General features: G+C 57.3%; 15 protein-coding genes. 2 read left to right on the forward strand and 13 right to left on the reverse strand.

Features of this window, described 5'->3' with window-relative positions:
- Window positions 1–74: 74 nt before the first annotated feature.
- Window positions 75–1,028 carry a LysR family transcriptional regulator gene (locus H8695_RS03345; protein ID WP_249299457.1) on the forward strand — a complete coding sequence of 318 codons (954 nt, stop codon included), beginning with the start codon at window positions 75–77 and terminating at the stop codon, window positions 1,026–1,028.
- A gap of 154 nt (window positions 1,029–1,182) precedes the next feature.
- Window positions 1,183–2,340 carry an iron-containing alcohol dehydrogenase gene (locus tag H8695_RS03350; protein WP_249299503.1) on the forward strand — a complete coding sequence of 386 codons (1,158 nt, stop codon included), beginning with the start codon at window positions 1,183–1,185 and terminating at the stop codon, window positions 2,338–2,340.
- An 87-nt stretch (window positions 2,341–2,427) separates the two neighbouring features.
- On the opposite strand, the gene H8695_RS03355 is transcribed toward H8695_RS03350, so the two are convergent.
- The 13 genes from H8695_RS03355 to fusA form a co-directional block, all read right to left on the reverse strand.
- Window positions 2,428–3,618 carry a MalY/PatB family protein gene (locus H8695_RS03355; protein ID WP_249299458.1) on the reverse strand — a complete coding sequence of 397 codons (1,191 nt, stop codon included), beginning with the start codon at window positions 3,616–3,618 and terminating at the stop codon, window positions 2,428–2,430.
- A 90-nt stretch (window positions 3,619–3,708) separates the two neighbouring features.
- Window positions 3,709–5,541, reverse strand: a complete 1,833-nt coding sequence (locus tag H8695_RS03360; RefSeq protein WP_249299459.1) for a DUF2207 domain-containing protein — start codon at window positions 5,539–5,541, stop codon at window positions 3,709–3,711.
- Between the two features lie 16 nt (window positions 5,542–5,557).
- On the reverse strand, window positions 5,558–6,124 hold the full coding sequence (locus H8695_RS03365; RefSeq protein ID WP_249299460.1) for a LemA family protein: 567 nt from the start codon (window positions 6,122–6,124) through the stop codon (window positions 5,558–5,560).
- Window positions 6,125–6,351: 227 nt separating this feature from the next.
- Window positions 6,352–7,452, reverse strand: coding sequence for an RNA polymerase sigma factor RpoD (rpoD, locus tag H8695_RS03370; RefSeq protein ID WP_249299461.1), 1,101 nt, complete (start codon window positions 7,450–7,452; stop codon window positions 6,352–6,354).
- Between the two features lie 4 nt (window positions 7,453–7,456).
- Window positions 7,457–9,226, reverse strand: coding sequence for a DNA primase (gene dnaG, locus H8695_RS03375; RefSeq protein ID WP_249299462.1), 1,770 nt, complete (start codon window positions 9,224–9,226; stop codon window positions 7,457–7,459).
- A 22-nt stretch (window positions 9,227–9,248) separates the two neighbouring features.
- Window positions 9,249–10,241 (reverse strand): deoxyguanosinetriphosphate triphosphohydrolase, encoded by a 993-nt coding sequence (locus H8695_RS03380; protein ID WP_283243552.1) that lies wholly within the window; start codon window positions 10,239–10,241, stop codon window positions 9,249–9,251.
- Between the two features lie 148 nt (window positions 10,242–10,389).
- Window positions 10,390–11,928: a sodium:solute symporter family protein gene (locus H8695_RS03385; protein ID WP_249299463.1), complete on the reverse strand. Its 1,539-nt coding sequence runs from the start codon at window positions 11,926–11,928 to the stop codon at window positions 10,390–10,392.
- Between the two features lie 382 nt (window positions 11,929–12,310).
- On the reverse strand, window positions 12,311–13,423 hold the full coding sequence (locus H8695_RS03390; protein ID WP_249299464.1) for an ADP-ribosylglycohydrolase family protein: 1,113 nt from the start codon (window positions 13,421–13,423) through the stop codon (window positions 12,311–12,313).
- 102 nt (window positions 13,424–13,525) lie between these two features.
- Complete coding sequence (locus H8695_RS03395) at window positions 13,526–14,140, reverse strand: YigZ family protein (RefSeq protein ID WP_249299465.1); 615 nt, start codon at window positions 14,138–14,140, stop codon at window positions 13,526–13,528.
- Entirely contained in the window at window positions 14,141–15,400 is a 1,260-nt protein-coding gene (hflX, locus tag H8695_RS03400) for a GTPase HflX (RefSeq protein ID WP_249299466.1), read from the reverse strand.
- 17 nt (window positions 15,401–15,417) lie between these two features.
- On the reverse strand, window positions 15,418–16,395 hold the full coding sequence (locus tag H8695_RS03405; protein ID WP_249299467.1) for an NAD(P)-dependent oxidoreductase: 978 nt from the start codon (window positions 16,393–16,395) through the stop codon (window positions 15,418–15,420).
- 95 nt (window positions 16,396–16,490) lie between these two features.
- Window positions 16,491–17,696 (reverse strand): elongation factor Tu, encoded by a 1,206-nt coding sequence (gene tuf, locus H8695_RS03410; protein ID WP_249299468.1) that lies wholly within the window; start codon window positions 17,694–17,696, stop codon window positions 16,491–16,493.
- 94 nt (window positions 17,697–17,790) lie between these two features.
- On the reverse strand, window positions 17,791–19,872 hold the full coding sequence (fusA, locus tag H8695_RS03415; RefSeq protein WP_249299469.1) for an elongation factor G: 2,082 nt from the start codon (window positions 19,870–19,872) through the stop codon (window positions 17,791–17,793).
- Window positions 19,873–19,879 lie beyond the last annotated feature (7 nt).

A 19,879-nucleotide genomic window follows, 5' to 3' on the forward strand; every position in this document is an offset into this window, starting at 1 on the left:
ATAGGGCCTATTTGCTTGGCTTTGAACGTTGTCCGATGTTTACGACAGGAAGAAAGGAGAAAGGTGGGGGCAGTATGAAGCTGAAAGCTTTGGAGTACTTTGTGGTCCTGGCGGAATCCCAGTCCATCAACGAGGCGGCGCAAAAGTTGTACCTCTCCCAGCCGAGTCTGACAAAGTCTCTGCAGCTGTTTGAAAAAGAGATTGGCGTACAGCTCTTTTACCGCACAAAGTCCGGCATTGTTCTGACGGATGCCGGCAAAAAGATTCTCCCCGAGGCAAAGCAGATTCTGGAGTACCAAAATGGATGGAAAGCTCTGGCGAAGCAGCCCTCTCTACAGCAGATCGACATCTACAGCCACTGTTCCTTTCCCGATTTTCTCCTGCCGGCCATCATCCTGCGCTTCAAGAAGAAATATCCGGACCTTGCCATCAACTACACCATCTGTCTGCGCCCGAGTACATACATCTCCCGCAGTGCCTCAAAGCCCGTTCTCACCCTTTTTGTCTGCGATGAGAACAAATCGCAGGTATTTGCCCAGGAGCAGGGCAACGCCCCCCTGGAACTCTTGAGAGGAGAATATCGCTGCCTGGTGAGTCCTCAGAGCCCACTGGCCCAAAAACCGTCGGTCTCGTTGGAGGATCTGAAAAACTGCTTTCTCGTCTTACCCGACAACGAACTTGACATTTCGGGGAACAGTTTTGTTCTCTCAGAGAGTGTTCAGAAAATTTTCGGTTCCACTTCGCGCCAGCGTATGATCAGCGTGGAATCCGTGTCCAATGTGATTGCTCTGGTCCGACAGGATCCGGAGACCTATGCCCTCTCCTACTATCCCGCACTCAAGCGCTATGAGGAAGTCGCCCGGCATGAACTGGTTGCCGTGCCTTTCGGGTTTCAGGCCACAAAGATGAGTCTCTGCCTCTTTTATTCCGAACGGGCATTTCAAAGGCACCCGGTTATTCAGGAGCTGGTCGAGGCCATCGGCAGCGCCGCGCAGCAGTTTCTCTCTGAATTCGGCGACTCGGAATAAGCCGCCGCGCTGTGAATGCCAGCTATAGCTTTTTTACATATATTCCAGGCTTTAATCTATTGGACCACATTGAAAATGTGTGATACTTTGAAATGGAAGCTGTGAGTTCTCTCTCAGCCGGAAAACAAACGACAGAAAGGAAGAGCATCCTATGATGAACAACTTCACCTACTCCATCCCCACTAAGATCTACTTTGGCAAGGGGCAGATTTCCCATCTCACGGAGCTTGCGTCCTACGGCTCAAAAGTACTTCTTGTCTACGGCGGCGGCAGCATCAAAAAGCAGGGCATCTACGACGAGACCCTCAAGCTGCTTTCCGGCTCCGGCATGACCGTTTTTGAGTGCAGCGGAGTGGAGCCCAACCCGAAGATCGAGACGGTGCGCCGCGGCGCAGAGATCTGCAAGAGCGAGCAGGTCGAAATGGTTCTGGCAGTCGGCGGCGGCAGCGTCATCGACTGCGCCAAGGTCATCGCGGCGGCCGCCCGCTACGACGGCGACGCCTGGGATCTCGTCATTCACCCGGAGCGGATTCAGGCAGCTCTGCCCATCTTTTCGGTGCTGACTCTGTCGGCCACCGGCTCTGAGATGGACAAATTTGCTGTCATCTCCGATATGAGCCGGCACGAGAAGTGGGGCACTGCCTCCGAGCACATGAAGCCCACCATGTCTGTGCTGGACCCCACCTATACGTTCTCTGTGTCGCGCAGACAGACCGCTGCGGGTACCGCCGACATCATGAGCCACATCTTTGAGACCTATTTCACCAACGTCGAGAATGCGGATGTTCAGGCCCGCTTCTGCGAGGGACTTTTGAAAACCTGTATCAAATATGCGCCCGTCGCGCTCGAGCAGCCCGACAACTACGATGCCCGGGCAAATCTCATGTGGGCTTCCAGCATGGCCATCAACGGTCTGCTCTCGGGCGGCGCTGAAGTTGCGTGGTGCGTCCACCCGATGGAGCATGAGCTCAGCGCATTCTATGACATCACCCACGGCGATGGACTGGCAATTTTGACGCCCCACTGGATGGACTTTGTACTCAGTGAGAAAACCGCCGGTAAATTTGCTGAGTACGGCGTCAATGTCTGGGGACTGGACGCCGACGCGGACGCCATGGACATTGCGAAACAGGCCATCGCTCTCACCAGGGACTTCTTCGGCCGCATGGGACTGCCGGCTACTCTGCGTGATGTCGGCATCGACGAGACGCACTTTGACATCATGGCACAGAAAGCTTCCGCCGCCTGCGCGAACACCTATGTTCCCCTCTCCAAGCAGGATGTGCTCGCCATTTTCAAAGCCGCTCTCTAAACCGGACATTGCAAAAGGGCCGCCGTGCGACACCAGTGTGTCGTACGGCGGCCCTCTCTTTTCGCTGTTGTATGTGCCGCAAAGTTTCTACAGAGAGCGAATCGCCCGGTTGATGCCCTCCATGCACTTTTCAAGGATACTGCGCGGGCAGGCGACATTGATGCGCTCAAAGCCCGCGCCCTCCTCACCGAAGATGTAGCCCTCGTCGAGCGCGACATGCCCCACCTTGAGCATGCGCTCCTCGAGGAGCTTCGCATCAGCGCAGTAGGCGCGAAAATCAATCCACATCAGGTAGGTTCCCTCTGTGGGTACCACAGTCGCCAGCGGCAGATTTTCCCGGACATAGTCGCTGACATACTCAATGTTCGCCGAGATGTAAGCGTTCACCTGCTCAAGCCACGACTCGCCGTGGCGATAGGCAGCGCTCACCGCCGCGATGGACAGCGGGTTGGGCCGGCCGAGGGAGATTTTGCTGTTGGCCTCGAGATTCCACGCCTCGCGATAGACCGGATTGTTGATGATGATGTTTGAGAAGTGAAGCCCCGCAATATTGAATGTTTTGCTCGGGGCGGTACAGGTGATGATCTCGTTGCGGTAACCCGGGCAGACCATCTCAAGCGGGTGGTGGTTCACACCGTCCCGCACAAGATCGCCGTGGATTTCATCCGAGATGATCCACTTGTGGTGGCGCTCGCAGATGCCGACGAGCTGCTTGAGCTCGCCCGTGCTCCACACCCTGCCCACCGGGTTGTGAGGGCTGCAGAGCACCATGCCCTTCGTACCCGGGTCGGCGAGCTTGCGCTCAAGGTCGTCAAAATCCATCTGATAGGTCCCGTTTCGATAGATCAGAGGACTGTTGACCACCCGGCGGCCGTTTGCTTCGATTTTCTGTGTAAAGGGGTAGTAGACCGGCCTTTGAATGAGAATGCCGTCTCCCGGCTCAGTCAGCGCCCGGATGAGAACGGCGATTGCCGGAACGACCCCCGGGCTGAAAAAGATGGACTCCCTGTCGATCTGCCAGCCGAAGCGGCGGCGGTACCAGGCGGTCACATCGTCGTAAAACTCGTCCGTTCCCTGATCGCTGTAACCGAAAATCAGCCGGTCGGCCCGCTTGTGAATGGCCTCGACAATTTCCTGCGCGCAGGGAAAATCCATATCCGCTACCCAGAGCGCGACGGTGTCCTCCGGCGCGTCGGGAAAATTCTTGCGGAAAAACTCCCACTTTACGCTGTTGGTGCCGATGCGATCCACAACCTGGTCAAAATCGTATGTTCTCATCACGTCATCCCTCTTCTTTTTACGTCGTAGAGGCGCGGCACAACGCCGCGCCTCTTTCATCATAGCAGAGTCTCTGCTCACCAGTCAACTCTATTTGAAGCCGCCGCCTCCGCCGCCGAAGCCTCCGCCCCCGCCGCCTGAGAAGCCGCCGCCGGATCCCGAGCCGCTCGAGGAGACAAAGGCGTTTGAGATGGTACCGGAAATGGCGCCCGAGATACTCTCAAAACTCCTCGAAAAGCCGTCCAACCCGCTGCCATGGTGGCTGAACACATAGAAGTAGACAAAGTGATTTTGCATGTAAGCGTCGTCGGCGAACTGCGGATAGCGCAGCGGAAGCTGCTTTGCAAGCTCGTCGGCGCGCCCCATGAACATGGCATAGACCAGGTATTTCTCCCAGACGATAAGCTCCGGCAGCTGCTTTTCATCGAGCAGGGAGAAGTCCTTGACAAAGCGGTCAAATGCTTTCCAGAGCGCAAGCTCGTCCTCGCCCGCCTGCGCCAGACGGCGCATGGTAAACGTAAGCACAAAGGCAACCAGAAAGATGACAACGCAGGCGATGGTGATGAAAAACAGATCGAACAGCGCGCAGATAACGCCCAGAAACATCATGCCAACTGCCATAAGTATCATTGGCACGCGCTTTTTGCCCGCCTCGGAATCAAAGTAGCCGCGGTCACCCGCTGCCACTTTCGCCTGGGTGTCAAAGGCGCCAAAGACCTCCATGGTCTTCTGATTGTGTTTGCCGCTGTAGCGCTTGAGTTCCCGCAGACGAAACTCCTGCGCGCCGCGCGCCACATCGACGAAAAAGTAGTCGAGAAGCGTGCGCTCATAGGGCTTCAGATCCATGGTCTCATAGCCGAGATTGGTCAACACCAGATCGGGCTTCTTACCTGTGCTCTCATCGCGAAGCCCGATGGCGCGCTTGAGCACCAGATCCAGAATGGTCGCCGTAAATTTATAGCCACGCTCCTTGCTGCCTGCGCCGCCGTAGAAGTAGAAGAGCTCATAGAGCTCGGCGGGCGGCGCATCACTCGGCAGATCCCGCAGATAGTCAGGCTCCAGAGCGGGCCGACGCCGGCGAAAGCGCGAACGCATGAATACGAGTATCCCGATGCCGGCAACTAGGATAAAAATGGCGCCGAACAGGTTGATTCGTGCCAGAATCCTATCGTGGGCGCGCGCCGCATTCGCCTCGTCGGCCAGGCGCTGCTCCTGCTCCAGAATAGTAGGCAGCCCATCCTCTTCCACGCGTATCGACGCCCCGCCAAACAGTCCGGCCGGAAGAGTGACGCGAGCCTCCACATAGGTGTTGCTCGGCAGATCGCGCACCGACAGGCTCACATCCCCGTTGTCGAGAATGCTCACCGTACCGCTGAGCGGGCCGTGGGCCCAGGCGCGCACCTGGTCAGCCGAAAGCGCCTCGGGAGGATGAATGACGGCACTCACCCTCTCAAAGGGAAAGTCCCACTCGTCACCCACAACTTTGTAGTAAAATTCCGCCACATCGCTGTAGACGGTCATGATGTCGTTGATTCGGTAGCTGATGGCAAAGGTCCGCGCCTCATCCTCGGCGCGAAAGTGCCAGAGCACCTGTAATCCATCGGAGGTTCTCTCCACGGAATAACTCCCCTGCGGGCCTGCATCAACGGCCGTCTCCAGCCTCTCGTAGGCTGCACCGTTCTCCGAGACCACAACGTCCGTGATGGTGGGGCCGCCCTGCTCGGGAATGCTGCGGCTGCCCTGGCGGAACACACCGCCGCGAAAGTCCATCGTGAGGTACTCCACCACCAGGGCGCTGCCGTCCGGCTGAAGCGTGACGTCAACCGTCAGCTCAAGCGCGTTTGCAGACTTTGCCTGCGCTGTGAGCGGAAACACAAACAGCAGCGCAAGTACGAGCGCAAGAATCCACTTTTTCTGTCGCATCGCATTCTCCCCAGTCTTACTGGAAGCTGACTTTCGGAACCGCTTTCTCCTCTTCGGTCACTTCAAAATACGGCATCTGCTGCGCGTGGAAGAGTGAGGCGGCGATGTTGTTCGGGAATGTGATGATCAGGCGGTTGAAGCGCAGCACCACATCGTTGTAGAACTGGCGGTAGGTGGCAATCTTCTTCTCGAGGTCAGTCAGCTCCGACTGCAGCTGCAGAAAATTCTGGTTTGCCTTGAGATCGGGATACTGCTCAGCGACGGCGAACAGCCTCGAGACAAGCCCCGTGAGTTCGCCCGACGCGTTCATGGCGTCCGCCGGAGTCTTCGCGCTCAGATAGCGGGTACGCGCATCGGTGATCTGTTCGAGCGTCTTGCTCTCATGAGCGGCATAGCCCGACACCGTCTCAACCAGATTGGGAATGAGATCGGCGCGCATTTTGAGCTGCACGTTGATCTGGCCCCAGCTGTTTTCAATCTGCTCGCGGGTCTTGACCATCCTGTTGTAAAACGAGATCAGCCAAATGGCGATAAGCAGTATCACAGCGGCGACGACGATGAGTACGATCGTGGTTGCGTCCATAGTTCCTCCTCTGCCTTGCGGCACCGCCTCTTTCGGCGGGCGGTCAGCCGTAATGACAATCCATTTGTGATTGTTCTGACAATATTATATCGGACTTTCCGATGGGACACAAATCGAAAAAACCGCCAAAAGAACGTCTCTTCGGCGGTTTTTCTCCGTTTTACAGTCGTGTCCCCCACGCCTTGCAGCCGGGGACGCCCGCAGTCCGCCGCGTGGCGCCGACGGTTCTACTCGAGAAAATCCTTGAGTTTTTTGCTCCGGCTCGGGTGGCGCAGCTTGCGCAGGGCCTTTGCTTCGATCTGGCGAATGCGCTCGCGGGTGACGTTGAACTCCTTGCCAACCTCCTCGAGTGTGCGGGCGCGGCCGTCCTCCAGGCCAAAGCGCAGACGCAGCACTTTCTCCTCCCGCGGAGTCAGCGTCGAGAGGACATTTACCAGCTGCTCCTTGAGCAGCATGTAGCTCGCAGCCTCCGCCGGAGCGGGCGCGTCGTCATCCGGAATGAAGTCGCCGAGGTGGCTGTCCTCCTCCTCGCCAATCGGGGTCTCAAGTGAAACCGGCTCCTGCGCGATCTTGAGAATTTCACGCACCTTGTCGACGCTCATGCCCATCTCCTCGGCGATCTCGTCGGCCGACGGATCGTGGCCGAGCTCCTGAAGAAGCTGGCGCGAGACGCGCATGACGCGGTTGATGGTCTCCACCATGTGAACCGGGATGCGGATGGTGCGCGCCTGGTCGGCAATGGCTCTGGTAATGGCCTGCCGAATCCACCAGGTGGCATAGGTGGAAAATTTGTATCCCTTGGTGTAGTCGAATTTCTCCACCGCCTTGATCAGGCCCAGGTTGCCCTCCTGAATCAGGTCGAGAAAGAGCATGCCGCGCCCGACATAGCGCTTGGCGATGCTGACCACCAGGCGCAGGTTCGCCTCGGCCAGGCGCTTTTTCGCTCTCTCGTCGCCCTCAGCCATGCGTTTGGCAAGCTCAATCTCCTCGTCGGAGGAGAGCAGCGGCACCTTGCCGATCTCCTTTAAGTACATGCGCACCGGGTCGTCAATCGCGAGTCCCTCTGTGGTGAGCACCTTGTCGATCTCCTCGGGGACATCCTCCTCGGCGGTGTCCTCAAACTCGAGACCCGATATGTCGGGCTCATCGTCGTCGCCCTCAATCTTCAAATTGAACGTCTCCATCAGGTCGTAGAGCTTTTCAATCTGGTCGATGTCCAGCTCATGTTCCTCAATGAAGTCCATGATCTCCTTGTTGGTGAGCATGCCCTTTGCCTTGTTCGCCTCGACAAAGTCCTTTATCATCTGTTTCTTATCCGCTTCCGCCATATACCTATTCCTTCCTCTCCTGTTTCTCTGCTTTTCGTCTGATGTATTCGGTCAGTTCCTCCGCCTTGAGATCGGCTGCCTTGAGCGAGCGCCGGCTCTTCTCCGCGAGGATATTCTGTATGTACTGTGCGGCCTCCTGCCGCGTTCCGGCAATGGTCTCATGCAGCGCGAGAATTCCGCCGATCGCCCCCATCTCCTCGGGTGAGAACTCCTGGCCGAGCAGAGTGGTGTCGGGCACGCCCGCACGGTCAATGATACCGCAGATGCTCTCGAAGACCCGCCGGTTGAAGCTGGTGACAAAGTCCTGCGGCAAAATGGCTTCGCGGATCTCCTCAGCGTAGTCCGGGTGGAAAAAGAGGATACACAGCAGCCCCTCCTCCGACTTTGCGGCCTTGAGCGCCCCCTCTTTTTCGGGGTTGATTTTGTCGCGTCTGGAAAAGAGCTTTTCCTGCTCCCGACGTTCCATATTCTTCGCCGTCTTTTTGGCAAATGCCTTTCTGGCACGCGCGACCTCGGCGTTCACCGCCGCCTTGTCGACGCCGGTCTCCCGCGCGATGCGTGCGGCATAAACCTCGCGCTCGATGGGGCTCTCGATCGCGCTCAGAATCTGGACGGTTTCCTTTAGATATTCCACCCGCTGCTCATCAATATGTATGTCATATTTTGACGAAACTTTCGCAAGTTTGTACTCGATATGGCTGCCCGAGCCCTCAATGAGCTGATTGAATTTGTCCCGCCCAAAGGTTTTGATGTACTCGTCCGGGTCCTTTCCGCCGGTCATGCGAATGACCTTGACCTTGATGCCGACCTCGCCGAGATACTCAATGGCCTTGTCAGTCGCTTTCTGCCCTGCGGCGTCGCTGTCGTAGGCGATGAGCACCTCTTTGGTATAGCGGGCCATGAGCCGCGCGTGCTCCTGGGTGATCGCAGTGCCGAGCGTGGCCAGCGCATTCTCAAAGCCGGCCTGGTGCAGCGCGATGGTGTCCATATATCCCTCGGTCAGAATGAGCCGCTGCTTTGCGTTCGCCTTGGCGAAGTTGAGCCCGTAGAGATTTGAGCTCTTCTTAAACACCAGCGTGTCGGGCGAATTGAGATACTTTGGCAGACTCTGATCCATCACACGGCCGCCAAAGCCGATCACCCCGCCGCGCACATCGATAATCGGAAAGATGACGCGGTTTCGGAAGTAGTCGTAAAACGAGCCGCTCTTGCTGCGCGAGCAGAGTCCAGCCTCCCGAAGCTCCTCTCTGGTGTAGCCCTTTGCGGTGAGGTGCTTTAAAAGGGAGTCCCAGTCGTCGCTCGCAAAGCCGAGGCCGAAATGCTTGATGGTGCGCATGGTGAGCGCGCGCCCGAGCAGATAGTCAAGCGCAGGTTTCGCCTGCGGCTCGAGCAGTGTCTGGTGAAAAAAGCGCGCCGCGTCACGGTTGAGATCAAACAGCCGAAGACGCTTCTTTTTCAGATCCTCGCCCCCGCCGCGCTCCGGCTCGGGCATCGCCATGCCCGCACGCTTCGCGAGCTGCTCCACCGCCTCGGGGTAGGTCAGATTCTCCATCGTCATCAGAAAGGTGATCACATCGCCCCCCGCGCCGCAGCCGAAACAGTAGTAACTCTGGGTGTCCGGAAAGACGGTAAAGGAGGGGGTCTTTTCACTGTGGAACGGACACAGGCCGACCGCTTTGGTGCCGCGCCGCTTGAGCGCCACATAGCTGCCGATGACCTCTTCCACATCGGTTTTGTTTTTCAGTTCGCCGAGAAATTTTTCACTGATGGCCACGGCAGCTCACCTCCTTTGCCTCTCATCGCCAGGTCTTCGGCACAAAGATGTCCTCGAACAGCGAGATCGCATAGCGGTCGCTCATGCCTGCGATGTAATCGCAGACAACACGCTCGATCGAATCCTCCTCGATGTACTGCAAGTACTCCTCCGGCAGCGATTTCGGGTCGGCGACAAAGTGCAGGTACAGCTTTTCCACCACCTGCTTCGCCTTTCCCTCCTCGCGCTTCGGCGCGCTGTTGCGGTACAGATTTTCAAACATGAAACTGCGAAAATCGTCCATCACCCGCTTGATCTCGGGAGTCATCTCAATTTTTCCGGTTTTGACGCTCTCTTCGATCACGGCGCGGATGAGCGTGTTGATGCGCTTGCTGTGGGTGCGCCCGAGCGTGTACTTCACGTCAAAGGGGATGTCGTCCTCCGTCAGAACACCCGCGCGCAGCGCATCGTCCAAATCGTGGTTGATGTAGGCGATGCGGTCGGCAAACTTCAGGATCTGCCCCTCGGGTGTCTCGGCGCGGCCGCTGCCGGCGTGGTTTAAGATGGCGTCTCTGACTTCAAAAGTCAGATTGAGCCCGCGGCGGTCTTTTTCGAGCCTGTCCACAATGCGAAGACTCTGCTCGCAGTGCGAAAAGCCGTCCGCTGTCAGCTCATTGAGCACCTGCTCGCCCGCATGGCCAAACGGCGTATGGCCGAGGTCGTGGCCGAGAGCCGCGGCCTCCGTGAGGTCTTCGTTGAGCGAGAGCGCCCGCGCAATGGTGCGGGCAATCTGCGATACCTCCAGCGTGTGGGTCAGCCGCGTGCGGTAGTGATCGCCCTCGGGGGCGAGAAAGACCTGCGTTTTGTGTTTGAGTCTGCGAAAGGCCTTGCTGTGGATGATGCGATCCCGGTCGCGGATAAACGCGGTGCGAATCTCACACTCGGGCTCCTCCACAAGACGGCCTCTGGAATTTTTCGCAAGAGTTGCCATGGGCGACAAAATCTGCGCCTCAAGGTCCTCTCTCTGTTGTCTCAAATTGCGTTCTGTCTGTTCGATAGTCCGTTCCTCCCATCTGTTTACCCACTCTATATATTCGCCGCAATCTGCGATTTTTCTCTTTTTTGCCGAAAAACTTCTCTGTGACCACCAAATCACAGAGGGGAGGCACTTGCCTCCCCTCTCTCTATTTCTCCGTTTCCTCCACAAGGTACTGCCGCATCTCCACGGTGACCGGTTCATCGTAGCAGGCAAAGCTCGCCTCGACGTGATCCGCCTTGAGCTTCGGCGTGAAAAGACTCACCACCGGCACCACCACGAGCCCTGCCGCCATGGCGATGGCGCCGGCATTTATGGGCGAGGCGATGAATTTGAAAAACAGGTTGCTCACGGTGATGCCGACGCCGACGGCAAAGCTCGCCCAGACCGACGCGCGTGTGACCCATCTGCCGTAGAGACCATAGAGAAACGGCGCGAGAAACGATCCCGCGAGCGCCCCCCACGAGATGCCCATGAGCTGGGCGATAAAAGTCGGTGGGTCAAGCGCCAATACCACCGACACCGCGATAAAAAAGACGATCAGCACCCGCATGAGAATCAGCTGGGTTTTTTCACTCATTTTTTTGATGAAATTCCCCTTGAGGAAATCGAGCGTCAGCGTGGAGCTCGATGTCAAAACCAGCGAGGAGAGCGTCGACATGGACGCCGAGAGCACCAGCATGATGACAATGCCAATGAGAACATCCGGCAGCCTTGAGAGCATGGTGGGGATGATGCTGTCGTAGACGATGGCGCCGTTTGGCGCGTAGAGTTCCGGCCCGTCAAAGAGACGGCCAAAGCCTCCCAGAAAATAACAGCCGCCCGAGATGACAACCGCAAACAGCGTGGAGACCACGGTGCCCGTCTTGATCGCCTTTTCGTTTTTGATCGCGTAGAATTTGTGAACCATCTGGGGAAGCCCCCAAGTTCCAAGCGAGGTCAGGATCACAACGCCGAGCAGATTGAGCGGATCCGGCCCGAAAAAGGAGGCAAACGCCCCCGGCTGTCCAAGCGTTGGCGCCGCGTCGCTCGGAAACTCCGCGAGCTTGCCGACAGCGGCGAGAAAACCGCCCTGCCCGCTCAGCACCGCCGCGACCACCGCCACAATACCGCCGAGCATGATGATGCCCTGGATAAAGTCGTTGATGGCTGTCGCCATATAGCCCCCGAGAATGACATAGACACCCGTGAGCACTGCCATCGCGAGAACGCAGACGGCATAGGGGATGTGAAACGCCATTTCAAACAGGCGCGACAGGCCGTTGTAGATCGACGCGGTGTAGGGCACGAGAAACAGAAAAATAATTGCCGAGGAGACGATCTTCAGCGCCCGGCTGTCGTAGCGCCGCCCGAAGAACTCCGGCATGGTGGAAGCCCCAAGATGGTGGGTCATCACTCTTGTGCGGCGGCCGAGTACCACCCAGGCGAGCAGACTGCCGATGACGGCATTTCCGATGCCAATCCAGGTCGAGGCAAGGCCGTACTTCCAGCCGAACTGACCCGCATAGCCGACAAAGACCACTGCCGAGAAGTAGGAGGTCCCATAGGCAAAGGCCGTCAGCCACGGCCCCACGGTACGCCCTCCCAGTACAAAATCTGACACGCTTCGCGCGCGGCTGCGTGAGACGATTCCCACCGCCACCATGGTCGCAAAAAAGACAACAAGCAAGAGAATTTTAACAGTCATGAAAAACGCCTCCCCATCTGATTGTGCAGAGCGAGAGGCCGCCGGACAAAAAACGCCGCCGGGCCCGGTATCGGAATACCGGGACACACAGCGGCATAAACACTCTCTGTTCGGGTGCCATTCTACCATTCTACCGCTCTACAGGATCACTCAAATTTCATTCTGCCAAACTGCTGCGGGAACGCCCCGCGCTACGCGGATATCATACCAGATTTTTTGTCGCCCTGTCAATCCTCAAAAGCGCATCGCCAGGGCCGCCGCAGTCTCTCCTGTGAACCGTTTGACCTTTAAAACAAAGTAGGAGTTTTGATTTGACAAATTCTCTTCTGCTTTACAAAAGCCTCAGCCGATGCCTGTTGCAGGTATCGGCCGAAGCTCTTTTTTAGTGATTCGGGTATGTATGATAGATGTACTTTTGCTCCCATACTTCATCGCGGTAATCACCGTGCTCTGTGATTTTACAATCGTGGAACAAGTCGTCAGCAATCTCAAGAATCGTGTCTCTAAGCTCCAAATTGCGCAGAAATTTCTCTGGTATTGCCTTCATCCCCAAACGCGCTCCGAGTATATTGCCAGTTAAAGCTCCGGTTGAATCGCTGTCACCGCTGTGGTTGACCGATGCGATTATCGCTTTTTCAAAGTCATTTTCGAATTTTATAGAACAATATATCGCGATTGCCAATGTCTCTTCGGCAACCCAACCTTCGCCAAGCCCACTAATTGCGACAAGTTCATCCACTTCGTTTTCACCGGCAAGCCTGATTGCATTGTCTGTCAAATCCAACATTTCGCCCAAATGCTCTGCATGAGGGAACAGACGGGAAACCGCTTTTTTTGCATCTACTACTGCCTCTAAAACGGTTACCTCTGGTTTATGAGCCAAGAGATGAATGATATGAACAAGCATAGCGGCCGGGATATATCCCAATTCGTGTCCGTGCGTTAATGCTGCTGTTTCTGCACCGATCATATCTATTTCATCGCTTGTATAACATTTTCCCTCAAAATATAAACCGATAGGTGCAACGCGCATAACGCCTCCACACCCTTTGCTGTTATTGGAGGGAGAAGCAATAGAGCCTAAATTGTCGTGCATAAGACAACGAATGCAGGTTCGTCCCGGCTCACGACTGTGATTCATTTCCGGCACATTGTTCAGCCATGCGTACTCAGGAGGCTCAAAACCAAACTCATCAGCAGTTTGTGTCCTTAACCAATCCTTGTAACACAAAGCAACATACGATGGATATGAGCCCATGATACCTCTGGTCATTGCTCGTGTCGTACCGAGCAAAAGCCCGTTGGCCGTGAACAGAGTCATCTGTGTATCGTCTGAAATAGACGCAACACCGTTGACAAGCGAATACTCAGTTATTCCACGCTCTCCGTATTTCTGAAAAATATGGCTATCTTTAACAAACTCCACCGGAAAGCCGAGAGCATCACCAACCGCACCGCCAATCAAGCATCCACGGTATTTCTCAAGGTCTTTCATTTGGGCCTCCTAAACCTTCATCTTCTGCGGAAAGCTCCCAGTACTTTTAGTCGCCAGATATGGCGGCTGCCTTTTTTCATACTCCTGTAAAAGGCGCGCTGCTTACGCCTCATAAAACTGCGTTGCGACAATCTCCGCACTGACAGCGCCCGCTGTCAGCTCCGTGACAAACGCCGCAAAGCTCTCGGCCTGTCCCTCGGGCAGAAAGACGGTGAGCGTCACATTCTCCGCATATTCGCTCTGCGCGACTTTTCCGCCTCTGGCCCCAATTTCCCTCTCGAGGGGCGTCAAAAAGGTGTAGGGCGCGCTCAACCGCAGCATGGCGCCCTCTTTCATCAGCGCAATACCCGCCGCGTCAAGGGCCAGTTTTGCCCCCTTGGAATAAGCGCGCGTCAGTCCGCCCGTGCCGAGCAGGATGCCACCGAAATAGCGTGTCACCACACAGCAGACGTCGCAGAGCCCCTCGCGCCGCAGCACTTCGAGAACCGGAACGCCGCCCGTCCCCTGCGGCTCGCCGTCGTCGCTGCACCGCTCCGCCCCACTGCGCAGAAGATAGGCGAAGACATTGTGGCGCGCCTCGCGGTGGCGCTTTCTGACCTCTTCCAGAAAGGCGAGCGCCTGCTCCTGTGTCTCAACGGGTCTGATCTGGCCGATGAAGCGGGACTTTTTCTCCACATGCTCGGCCTCGGCCTCTCTTTTTACTGTTCTGTACTCCATTCAATCAATCCTAAAATCCTGTAGTCTGCCCGCGAGCGCTTCGTCGGCGCGCAGCTTGATGTAGGTGCCGTTTTCCCTGTGCTCCTGGGCGCTCACCTTTCCCTCTCGGAAAATCCCCTCGAGAAGCGCGCCCTGGTCATACGGGATGAGAACCTGAATCTCCCGCTCCCTCTCGCTGAGCTTGCGGTAAATCCGCTCCAAAAGTTCGTCAAGGCCCGCTCCCGTGGCGGCCGAGACGGCAATGCTGTCTCGCATATTTGGGATCTCCTGCGGCGCTGCCAGATCGGCCTTGTTGAAGACCACAATCACCGGCACATGCGCCGCGCCGAGCTGCTCGATGAGCTTCTGCGAGACCTCCATCTGGTCGTAGAGATCGGGGTTTGACACATCCACCACATGCAGCAGCAGATCGGCAAAGCGCACTTCGTCCAGCGTCGAGGAAAATGCCTCGATGAGGTGGTGCGGCAGATTGCGGATAAAGCCGACCGTGTCGGTGAGAAGCGCCTCATAGTTATTTGCGAGCTTGAGCTTGCGGGTGGTGGGGTCAAGTGTGGCAAAGAGCTTATCCTCCACCAGTACACCCGCCCCGGTCAGCGCATTCAGAAGCGTCGATTTTCCGGCGTTTGTATAGCCGATGACCGCAATTTTGGGCATTCCGGAGACGTCTCTGCTCTTTCGCTGCTGCGCTCGGTTTTTGCGGTTCTCCTCGAGCTGCGCCCGCAAAAGGCTCACTCTCGTCTTGATGTGGCGGCGATCCTGCTCGAGCTTGCTCTCGCCGGGGCCCCTTGTGCCGATACCGCCGCCGAGACGGGAGAGCTCCGTTCCGCGGCCCATCAGCCGCGGCAGCGTGTATTTGAGCTGGGCCATCTCCACCTGTAATTTCCCCTCCCGGGAGGTTGCGTGCAGCGCAAAGATGTCGAGAATCAGCATGCTTCGGTCAATCACCTGCACGCCGACCGCCGCCTCCAGATTTTTGATTTGGGAGGGCGTGAGCTCATTGTCGAAAATTACAAGCTGCGCCTGTGTATTTTTTACAAACTCGCCGATCTCCTGCGCCTTTCCCTCCCCCACGAGGGTCTTTGGGTCCGGCGTGACGCGATTCTGCGTCACAATGCCGACCACTTCGGCCCCCGCCGTTTCGGCGAGAGAGCGAAGCTCCGCGAGCGTCGCGTCGGTTGCGTTGTATTCCTGCGCGCTGTGGGCCGAGCAGTTGAGCCCCACCAGTACGGCGCGCTGCGCTGTGGTCTGTTGTTCTTCCAAATTCAGTCTCCTCTTCTCTACTTGAGCTCCAGCGGGTTGTGTTCACCCCGTTCAAAGAGCGCAAGGCTCTGCATGCTGCTCGCAATCACATCCCGCTCAACATGCTCCGTGAAAAACGCCACGTGCGGCGTCACGATGACATGGGGGTGCTCCATCAGCCGGCGCAGCGTCCCGGGGATTTCCGCCCCGCCCTCCCGGCGGATAACCTGCTTTTCTCCCTCGTAGACATCGAGGCCGGCGGCGGCAATTTTGCCACTGTCAAGGCCGCGCAGAAGCGCCTCGCTGTCGACAAGCTCGCCGCGGGCCGTGTTGACAAGAATCATTCCCTCTCTCATCTTCGCGATGCTCTCGTCACAGATGAGATGGGTGTTCTCCCGCGTCCAGGGCATGTGAAGACACAGCGCGTCGCAGCTCTGATACAGGGCGTCGAGCTCTGCGTATGTCCCTATCTTCAACAGCTGCTGTGCCGGCCGGCGGTCGTAGAGCATAAGCTCGCAGCCAAAGCCGTGCAGCGTCCGCGCGACCGCTGCACCGATGCGTCCGGTACCGACGATACCCACGCGCAGCTCCCGAAGCGCGCGTCCGCCAAGTCCCCCGATGCGAAAGTCACCGCGCTGCATGCGGCGCAGGGTCTCGCCCATATTGCGCACGCACATCATAAGCAGCAGCACCGTGTAATCCGCCACGCCCGTCGTGTCATAGACCGCGTTGCAAACCCGCAAACCGAGCTGCCGCGCCGCCGCGACATCAATGTTGTCGTATCCAATGGAGCGCTCGACGACATAGCGCACACCGAACCGGCTCAGCCCGGCGAGCACCTCACGGTCGAGTATGCTTGTTCCGCTCACCGTCACCGCCTCGTAGCCCTTGCAGAGCTCCACATTGTCCGTGCTGAGCGGCGCATGCTCGATTCTGCCCTCAAAGCCATACTGCGCAGCATATTGCTCAAGCCAGGCCTCGGTACCCTGCTTGACGGAAAAAGAAATCACTCTCATTGGCGTCACTCCGTTTCACTCTATAGGATACCAAAAAAACGCATCAAATAAAAGAGGACACGGATGATTCCGTGTCCTCTTCAGAGGTTCGTCTCTTATTTCTCGTTGATCTCGGTGACAACGCCGGAACCGACGGTTCTGCCGCCCTCACGGATAGCGAAGCGCAGGCCGGGCTCGATGGCGATGGGGGTGATCAGCTCGACGTCCATGACGACGTTGTCGCCAGGCATGCACATCTCGGTGCCCTCGGGCAGGGAGATGACGCCGGTAACGTCGGTGGTTCTGAAATAGAACTGCGGACGGTAGTTGTTGAAGAACGGAGTATGACGGCCGCCCTCATCTTTGGTCAGAACATAGACCTGACCCTTAAATTTGGTGTGCGGATGAATCGAGCCGGGTTTCGCAAGAACCTGGCCGCGCTCGACCTCGTTTCTCTGGATGCCGCGGAGCAGGGCGCCGATGTTGTCGCCGGCCTCAGCGTAGTCAAGCAGCTTGCGGAACATCTCGATACCGGTGACGACAGTCTTTCTCGGAGCGTCCATCAGACCGACGATCTCGATCTCCTCGGAGAGCTTCAGCTGGCCTCTCTCCACTCTACCGGTGGCGACGGTGCCGCGGCCGGTGATGGTGAAGACGTCCTCAACAGGCATCAGGAAAGGCTGATCGGCCTTACGGTCCGGAGTCGGGATGTAGCTGTCAACCGCATCCATCAGATCGAGGATGCACTTGTACTCGGGAGCGTTGACGTCCTTGGAGTCGCACTCGAGAGCTTTCAGAGCGGAACCCTTGATGATCGGAATATCGTCGCCCGGGAACTCGTAGGTGGACAGCAGCTCACGGATCTCCATCTCGACGAGCTCAAGCAGCTCTTCGTCGTCGACCTGGTCGACTTTGTTCATGAAGACAACCAGCGCCGGCACGCCAACCTGACGGGCGAGCAGGATGTGCTCACGGGTCTGGGGCATCGGGCCGTCAGCCGCGGACACGACGAGGATACCGCCGTCCATCTGAGCAGCACCGGTGATCATGTTCTTGACGTAGTCAGCATGTCCGGGGCAGTCAACGTGGGCATAGTGGCGGTTCACGGTCTCATACTCAACGTGAGCGGTGTTGATGGTAATGCCGCGCTCTCTCTCCTCAGGAGCCTTGTCGATCATGTCATATGCCATGAACTCGGCGTCGCCCTGGATGGCGAGGACCTTGGTGATCGCAGCGGTAAGGGTGGTCTTGCCATGGTCAACGTGACCAATGGTGCCAATGTTTACATGAGGTTTGGTTCTCTCAAACTTCGCTTTTGCCATTTTTATTGTTCCTCCTTCATATTCAGGAATGAATTACTGAATTAATGATATTCTATCTTGATTCCCTATGGAATTCAAGTGTTTTTTTGGCCTCTTACTCGCTCTTGGCGCGGCCCGCCATGATGCCCTCCGAAATGGATTTCGGCACCTCGGCGTAGTGACTCGGCTCCATGACATACTGGCCGCGGCCCTGGGTCTTCGAACGCAGGTCAGTCGCGTAGCCGAACATCTCGGAGAGCGGCACCATCGCCGTGATGTGCTGGGCGCCGTTTTCGGCCTCCATGCCCTGGATCTGGCCACGGCGGGAGTTGAGGTCGCCCATGACATCGCCCATGTAGTCCTCCGGCACGATGCACACGACTTTCATGATCGGCTCCATAATGACCGGATCGGCTTTCTTCTCCGCCTCTTTAAAGGCCATGGAGGCCGCAATCTTAAAGGCCATCTCAGAGGAGTCTACCTCGTGGAACGAGCCGTCATACAGTGTCGCGATGACGTCGACGACCGGGTAGCCTGCGAGCACACCGGACTGCATTGCGCCCTGGATACCGGCGTCAACTGCAGGAATGTACTCTTTCGGAATCGCGCCGCCGACAATCTTGTTCTGGAACTCGTAACCCTTGCCGGGCTCGTTGGGCTCAATGATGATCTTGACGTGACCATACTGGCCCTTACCACCGGACTGACGGGCATACTTGTGGTCGACGTCGGCTTTCTTGCGGATGGCCTCCTTGTAGGCGACCTGCGGCTTGCCGACATTCGCCTCGACCTTGAACTCGCGCAGCAGACGGTCGACGATGATCTCCAGGTGGAGCTCGCCCATACCGGCGATGATGGTCTGACCCGTCTCGTCGTCGGTGTAGGTGCGGAACGTCGGGTCCTCCTCAGCCAGCTTCGACAGGGCAATGCCCATCTTCTCCTGACCGGCCTTGGTCTTGGGCTCGATGGCGACGCGGATAACCGGCTCCGGGAACTCCATCGACTCGAGGATGACCGGGTTGTTCTCATCGCAGAGCGTGTCGCCGGTCGTGGTGTTCTTAAGTCCTACCGCCGCGGCGATGTCGCCCGCATAGACCTGTTCAATATCCTGGCGGTGGTTTGCGTGCATCTGCAGAATACGTCCGATTCTCTCGCGGTTGCTCTTGACCGAGTTGTAGACCGAACTGCCCTTTTCGAGCACGCCGGAATACACGCGGAAGAAGCAGAGCTTTCCGACGAACGGGTCGGTCGCAATCTTGAACGCCAGCGCCGCGAAAGGCTGGTCATCGCCGGTGATGCGCTCGCACTCCTCGCCCGTCTCGGGGTTGACACCCTTGATGTGCGGGATGTCAAGCGGCGACGGCATGTAGTCGATGACCGCATCGAGGACTTTCTGCACGCCCTTGTTGCGGTAGGAAGTCCCGCAGACAACCGGGACAATCTGGTTTGCAATTGTGCCCACGCGCAGCGCCTTTTTAATCTCGGGAATGGTGATCTCCTCGCCCTCGAGGTACTTCATCATAAGGTCCTCGTCGACGTCGGCGGCCGCCTCCACGAGAGCGGTGTGATACTCTTTCGCTTTCTCGAGCATGTCGTCGGGAATATCCTTGACCTCCGGCTCCTTGCCGAGCGCATCGGTGTAGTAATAGGCTTTCATCTCAACGAGGTCAATCAGACCCACAAAGCTGTCCTCCGCGCCAATCGGCAGCTGGATCGGAACAGCGTTGCACTTGAGACGGTCTTTCATCATCTGGACCACACGGTAGAAATCGGCGCCCATGATGTCCATCTTGTTGACATAGGCCATTCTCGGCACGCCGTATTTGTCGGCCTGTCTCCAGACGGTCTCAGACTGGGGCTCAACGCCGCCCTTGGCGCAGAATACGGTCACCGAGCCGTCGAGCACGCGCAGCGAACGCTCAACCTCAACCGTGAAGTCCACGTGTCCGGGGGTGTCGATGATGTTGATTCTGTGGTTTTTCCAATGGCAGGTGGTAGCGGCCGAAGTGATGGTGATACCTCTCTCCTGTTCTTGAGCCATCCAGTCCATTGTCGCGGCACCCTCATGGGTCTCGCCCATTTTGTGATTGATGCCGGTGTAGAATAAGATACGCTCAGTCGTCGTCGTTTTACCGGCGTCGATGTGCGCCATTATTCCAATGTTTCTTGTCAGTTCAAGCGGACAATCTCTTCCCATTTCTAAC

This window comes from Feifania hominis (assembly GCF_014384765.1).
Classification (GTDB): Bacteria; Bacillota; Clostridia; order Oscillospirales; family Feifaniaceae; genus Feifania; species Feifania hominis.